We start from the raw sequence: 5,841 nt of genomic DNA, 5'->3' as shown, positions 1-5,841 counted from the left end.
GGCGCGCTGGTGGCGTTCCTGTCGGTGCTGGGGTCGATGCTGGTGGGCCAGGTGCTGGAGTTCGCCGCGCAGATCCCCGCGATGAGCCGCGCGCTGCTGAGCTGGGTCAACACCACCTTCAACACCGACTTCGAGCCGGAGTTGCTGCTGGCCGAGGTGACCGACGTCAGCGGCCAGCTCAACCGGTGGGCCTCCAGCGCCGCCGAGAACGCCTGGGGCGCGGGGACCGCCCTGCTGACGCTGCTGTTCAACGGCCTGGCGGTGGCGCTGTTCACCTACTACCTGACCGCCGACGGCCCGCGCTTCCGGCGGACCCTGTGCTCGGTGCTGCCCCCGCGCACCCAGCGGGAGGTGCTGCGCGCCTGGGAGATCGCGGTCGCCAAGACCGGCGGCTACATCTACTCCCGCGCGCTGCTGGCGCTGGTCTCCACGCTGGCGCACTTCGCGGCGCTGGTGGTGCTGGACGTGGACTACGCCTTCGCGCTGGCGCTGTGGGTGGGGGTGCTCTCCCAGTTCATCCCGACCGTGGGCACCTACATCGGCGGGGCGCTGCCGGTGGTGGTCGCGCTGATCGGCGGGGTGTGGCCGGCGGTGTGGATGCTGCTGTTCATCACCGTCTACCAGCAGTTCGAGAACTACGTACTGCAGCCGCGCATCACCGCCCGGACCCTGGACATGCACCCGGCGGTGGCGTTCGGCGCGGTGCTGGCGGGGGCGGCGGTGCTGGACGCCCCCGGCGCCCTGCTGGCCCTGCCCGCGGGGGCCAGCCTGCAGGCGTTCATGGGCGTGTACATCCGGCGCTACGAGGTGGCGGGGCACCCGCTGCTGGACGGCCCGGAGGAGGAGGCCCCCGACCGCGGGGGCGGGGACGCCGACGGGGCCGGAGACGGGGTCCCGGGGGACGGCGGGCCGGAACCCCCCGGCGGGGCGTCGGGGCGCTCCGCCGAGAAAGCGGGAAAGGCCGAAAAGGGCCGGGAAACCTGACGGCGAACCTGAGAAGCCTGGGAAATCAGCCCTGGCCACGCCCTGCGCACGGGGCGTGGACGCGGTGATGTCGCAGGTGAAAGTCAGGGCGATTCGGGCGATCCATGACTCTTTGGTCATTGATCGGCACAAGTTTGACGGAACTCCTTCGGCGAACCGGTTCCCTAACGGTGCGCTCCCATCGCATACTCGCCGTGGGAGGGGGACTGAAGGATGAAGCAGGATCTCACGGCCCTGTGCTGCGAATGCGGCCGTATCCGCACCGTCAGCGACAGGCAGGGCACGGGTGAGGCGCAGTCCGCCCACGGGGTCGCCCGGTGCGTGGTGCGGCGGCTGTGCGGCACCTGCGGGCGCCGCACCGACCACGCCTACCTGCGCGACGACGGCGACCGCGACGAGCTGGAGGAGGCGCTCCAGCTCGACGAGGCGATGGCCAGCGAGGCGCTGGAGGAGGAGATCGAACAGCTCCGCCAGTGCGACGTCGAGATCGGCCACGCCCCGGTGCCCGCCATCTGGGACGGCCAGCCGGTGGGGATGGTCACCCAGCGGCTGTCGGACCGGGCCTACTCGGTGGTGCTCGACCCGGAGTCGGCGGTGACCGCCCGGCTCAAACTGATCGACCTGGTCTGGAACGAGCTGGCGATCGGAGGCCACGAGGACCGCTGGCACATCCAGTCCTCCGAGGACGGGAGCAGCCCCGAGTACGCGGTCCGCCTGTTCGGCTACCGGGTCCGCCGCTGAGCGGCCGGACCCGCCCGGCCCGCCCGCCGGACGCCGCCCCCGCGACGGCGCCGCGGCCCCCGGCGCTCAGCCCTTCCCGGCCGCCGCAGGGGCCGCCGCGTCCAGGCGCTTGAGCGCCGCCCGCGCCACCTCCGGATNCGCCCGCAGGACCCCGCCGTAGCGGGCCGTGGCCAGGCGCGGATCCAGTACCGCCACCACCCCGCGGTCGTCCACCGACCGGAGCAGGCGCCCGGTCCCCTGGGCCAGCAGCAGCGCGGCGTGCGTCGCCGCCACCGCCATGAACCCGTTGCCGCCGTGCGCGCCGACCGCGCGCTGGCGGGCCGAGGACAGCGGGTCGTCCGGGCGCGGGAACGGGATGCGGTCCACGATCACCAGCTGCAGGGACGGCCCCGGGACGTCCACCCCCTGCCACAGCGACAGGGTTCCGAACAGGCACGCCCGGTCGTCGGCGGCGAAGCGCTCCACCAGGCGGCCGGTGGAGTCCTCCCCCTGGCAGAGCACGGGGAGGTCGAGCCGCTCGCGCATCTCCTCGGAGGCCTTCTCGGCGGCCCGCATGGACGAGAACAGGCCGAGCGTGCGGCCGCCCGCCGCCTCGATGAGCCCGGCGATCTCCTCCAGGTAGCTCTCGTCGAGCCCGTCCCGGCCCGGCTGGGGCAGGTGCTTGGCGACGTACAGGATGCCGCTGCGGGCGTGGTCGAAGGGGGAGCCGACGTCCAGGGCGCGCCAGCGCGGCTCGCCGTCGGCGCTGTCGGGGTCGGGCGCGAGATCGGGGTCGGGGAGGTCGTCCTTGAGCACGGTCTCCCGGCCCAGGCCCCACTGCCCGGCGAGGGCGTCGAAGGTGCCGCCCAGGGCCAGCGTCGCCGAGGTGAGCACGGCCGTGCGGTCGCCGAAGAGCTTGTCCCGCAGCAGCCCGCCGACCCCGAGGGGGGCCACGTGCAGGCTGGGCGCGGTGCGCGGCCCCTTGGCCAGCCACACCACCGAGGTGCGCTCGCGCAGGGCGGGCTCCACCGCCTCCAGGATGCGCTCGGCGGCGTCGTGCACCTCCTCCAGGGCGGCCAGGGCCCGGCGGCGGGAGGCCGTGCCCTCGGGGTCGTCCTCGCCCCCGGTCTTGACGCCCTTGACCGCGGTGAGGCACGCGTGCGCAGCGTCGCGCACCACCGCGACCGCTCCGGCCAGCCCCTCGTCGAGCTGGTCCAGGCGGCCCGGTTCGACGTCGGCGACCATCAGCCCGAGGCCGTCGGCGGCCTCCTCCAGGCGCTCGGTGGTGTCCGGCTCGACCAGCCGGGCGGCGCGCTTGGCGGCGGCGGTCACCGCCCGGTCCCCCAGCTGGGCGGCGGCGACCGAGGTCACCCGGTCGACCAGCTCGTGCGCCTCGTCGACGACGAGCACCGCGTGCTCGGGCAGGATGTGGCGGCCCTGCATGGCGTCGATGGCCAGCAGCGCGTGGTTGGTGACGACGACGTCGGCCGAGGCCGCGTCCTCGCGGGCGAGCTCGGCGAAGCACTCCTGGGAGAAGGGGCAGGCGGCGCCGATGCACTCGTTGCCCGAGACCGACACCTGCCGCCAGGCGAGGTCGCCCACGCCGGGGTCGAGGTCGTCGCGGTCGCCGGTGGCGGTCTCCTCCGCCCACTCGTGCAGGCGCTTGACCTGGCGGCCCACGGCCGAGAGCTGCCGGGGGTCGAACAGCTCGGCGCCCTCGTCGTCCGCGTCGTCCCCGGAGCCGTCGAGCTTGTGGCGGCACAGGTAGTTGCGGCGGCCCTTGAGGATGGCGAAGGTCGGCTCGCGGCCCAGGCTCGGGGCCAGGGCCGCCGCCAGGCGGGGCAGGTCGCGCTCGATGAGCTGGCGCTGCAGGGCGAGGGTGGCGGTGGAGACCACCACCGTGGTGTCCTCGGCGACGGCGTGCCGGATCGCGGGGACGAGGTAGCCCAGCGACTTTCCGGTGCCCGTGCCCGCCTGGACGACCAGGTGCTCGCCGTCGCCGATGGAGGAGGCGACCGCGCGGGCCATGCGGGCCTGGCCCTCGCGGTGGGAGCCGCCGAGGGCGTCGACGGCGGCCTGGAGCAGGGTCGGGACGTCGGGGAGTTCTGGCACGCATGCGACAGTACCGCGCCCCGGTGACGCCCGGGGCCGCAGTCGCGGACCGGTGGACGGCGGCTCGCGTGAGGCCCCCGGCCGCCCCCTCAGGCCTGCTCGACCGTGGTCTCCAGGTCCTCGTGCAGGAAGCAGAAGTGGTCGCGGATGTCGTGGCCGTCCTTGAGCGCCACCGTGTAGCTCCACGCGGCGTCGGCCACCTCCCCGGCGTCGGTGCGCAGGTTCCAGTAGCGCGCCTGGCCCTTGTAGGGGCAGTGGGTGGTGGTCTCGCTCGGCACCAGCAGGTCCCGGCGCACGTCGTCCGGCGGGATGTAGTAGCGGTTCGGCAGGCCGGTCTCGGAGACGATCTTGGGCTTGCCCGTGAGCGCCACCACCTGGTCGCCGTAGCGGACCCGCACCAGGGTCGACGACATGCGGGCGTCGACGCGGTGGAAGGGGTCGCGCAGGTGGCCGTGGACCTCCTCCTCTTCGTCCATCCAGGAGTCGGCCGCCTCCCAGTACATGGCGCTGAGTCCGCGCAGCCACCGCGCACCGGGCAGCGGCTCCGGGTAGGACCACACGGCGTCCCGCACCGTGCGGTCCCCCGCCTTCAGGTGCCAGTAGGAGGCGTCCCCCTTGAACGGGCAGTGGGTGGTGGTCTCGCTCGGCGTCAGGCGCGCGGCCGGTATGTCCTCGGTCGGCACGTAGAACTGCGGGAGCAGGCCGGTCTCGTGGACGAGGTAGCCGCGCCCGGAGTCCAGGACCGTGCCGCCCCCGAGCCGCGCCCGCACCCTGCGCGGGAACGGCTGCATGAAGAGCGCGTGGTGCGGCGACTCGATCGTGTAGTTGACGGTGTCCGGCGGGTGCTTGCTGAGCGGCCCACCGCCGAGGGTCAGGGACATCGCGGTCTCCTCCCGGTGACTCGACCATCGGCGGTGGTTATGCCCAGGTCGGAGCGGGTTCTACCGGACGCCCGATTCGGCGGCGGCGCGCGCGGCGAGCCGCGCGGCGTCGCGTTCGGGACGGGTGAAGGCGATCGCGACCGCGCCGCACACCAGGGTGAGGGCGCCCCAGAAGAGCAGGCCGTTGTCGAGCCCGGCGGCCTCGGTGGCACCGGCGTCGGCGAACAGGCCGGTGACGAAGGGGCCGATGACCCCGGCGAGGCCGTAGAGGGCGGCGTAGGTGCCCAGGACCCCGGCGCGGTGGCGGGTCGGGGTGATCTGCCCGATGACCGTGCTGCCGATGGGGAAGGAGATGAGCACCAGGGCGGCGAGGAGCGAGACGGTGAGCTTCACCGGCAGGCCGGGCAGCAGCACGAACGCGATCATGCAGGCACCGGCGAAGAGGACGCACCCGCCGCCGAGGATGCCGCGGGCGACCCGGCCGGAGTGGCCGCGGGCCATCATCGTCTTGATGACGAAGGCCAGCGCGACGTAGACGCACAGCATGGTGAACAGCTGGCCGACGACGATGTAGAGACTGGTCTCGTGCTCGGTGAGGCCCAGGACGTTCTGGACGTAGAGCGGCATGAAGGCGAGCTTGACGGAGATCGACCAGTTCCCGGCGAAGGCCGCGAAGGAGACGGCGATGAAGGTGGGCGTGGTGACGATCCGCCAGAAGCCGGGATCGGGCCCGGATGCCGCGGGCGGAGCGGGGGCCGGGTCCGCACCGCCCCTCGGCCCCCTTCCCCGCGCGCTTCCCGCGGTCGCTCAGTGGGCCCTCTTTTCCGGCGAAGAGCCAGACCGCGCACCAGACGATGCTCGCCGCCCCGGAGACGATGAAGGCCATGCGCCAGCCGTGGTCGACGATCAGCCAGGTGAGCACCGGGGCGCCGACCATGACGCCGAGCGAGCCCCCGGCCGACAGCAGCGAGCTGGCCAGGCTGCGGCCGCTCTCCTTGAGCCAGGTGGAGGAAGCTCCGCACCCCTTCTGCCAGCGCTGTCGGGCGCCGGGCGCGCGGGTGGTCGCCGTTGATGGCGGCGACGGCCAGAGCGGGGCGGCTCCCCGGCCCTGCCTGCCGTCCGGCGGGTTCCTCGTGGCCCGGGA

Annotated in this window: 5 protein-coding genes and 1 pseudogene; 2 read left to right on the top strand and 4 right to left on the bottom strand. The window is 73.9% G+C overall.

What is annotated here, in order from left to right; genetic code table 11:
- Together D476_RS34835 and D476_RS0128025 are read left to right on the top strand one after the other, a co-directional pair.
- On the top strand, positions 1–984 hold a 984-nt coding region (locus tag D476_RS34835; RefSeq protein ID WP_017627207.1), incomplete at its 5' end, for an AI-2E family transporter.
- Between the two features lie 213 nt (positions 985–1,197).
- Complete coding sequence (locus tag D476_RS0128025; protein ID WP_017627206.1) at positions 1,198–1,725, top strand: DUF6315 family protein; 528 nt, start codon at positions 1,198–1,200, stop codon at positions 1,723–1,725.
- A gap of 66 nt (positions 1,726–1,791) precedes the next feature.
- On the opposite strand, the gene D476_RS0128020 is transcribed toward D476_RS0128025, so the two are convergent.
- The 4 genes and pseudogenes from D476_RS0128020 to D476_RS40205 form a co-directional block, all read right to left on the bottom strand.
- Positions 1,792–3,816, bottom strand: a complete 2,025-nt coding sequence (locus D476_RS0128020) for an ATP-dependent DNA helicase (RefSeq protein ID WP_017627205.1) — start codon at positions 3,814–3,816, stop codon at positions 1,792–1,794.
- Between the two features lie 89 nt (positions 3,817–3,905).
- A complete protein-coding gene (locus tag D476_RS0128015) occupies positions 3,906–4,697 on the bottom strand; it encodes a DUF427 domain-containing protein (RefSeq protein ID WP_017627204.1) in 792 nt (263 codons plus the stop codon).
- 60 nt (positions 4,698–4,757) lie between these two features.
- Positions 4,758–5,324 carry an MFS transporter gene (locus D476_RS39440; RefSeq protein WP_017627203.1) on the bottom strand — a complete coding sequence of 189 codons (567 nt, stop codon included), beginning with the start codon at positions 5,322–5,324 and terminating at the stop codon, positions 4,758–4,760.
- A gap of 187 nt (positions 5,325–5,511) precedes the next feature.
- Positions 5,512–5,661, bottom strand: a pseudogene (locus D476_RS40205) (MFS transporter); the annotation flags it as partial.
- Between the last annotated feature and the right edge of the window lie 180 nt (positions 5,662–5,841).

This window comes from Nocardiopsis chromatogenes YIM 90109 (assembly GCF_000341185.1).
Taxonomy (GTDB): Bacteria; Actinomycetota; Actinomycetes; order Streptosporangiales; family Streptosporangiaceae; genus Nocardiopsis_A; species Nocardiopsis_A chromatogenes.
Note: the sequence above shows the minus strand (reverse complement) of the source record. Positions and strands in the feature narration are given on the sequence as shown.

Bases quoted from the DNA above. Each gene is read 5' to 3' on its own strand.
- D476_RS0128015 (WP_017627204.1), bottom strand. From the start codon at position 4,697: ATGTCCCTGACCCTCGGCGGTGGGCCGCTCAGCAAGCACCCGCCGGAC.
- D476_RS0128025 (WP_017627206.1), top strand. From the start codon at position 1,198: ATGAAGCAGGATCTCACGGCCCTGTGCTGCGAATGCGGCCGTATCCGC.
- D476_RS39440 (WP_017627203.1), bottom strand. From the start codon at position 5,324: ATGCCGCTCTACGTCCAGAACGTCCTGGGCCTCACCGAGCACGAGACC.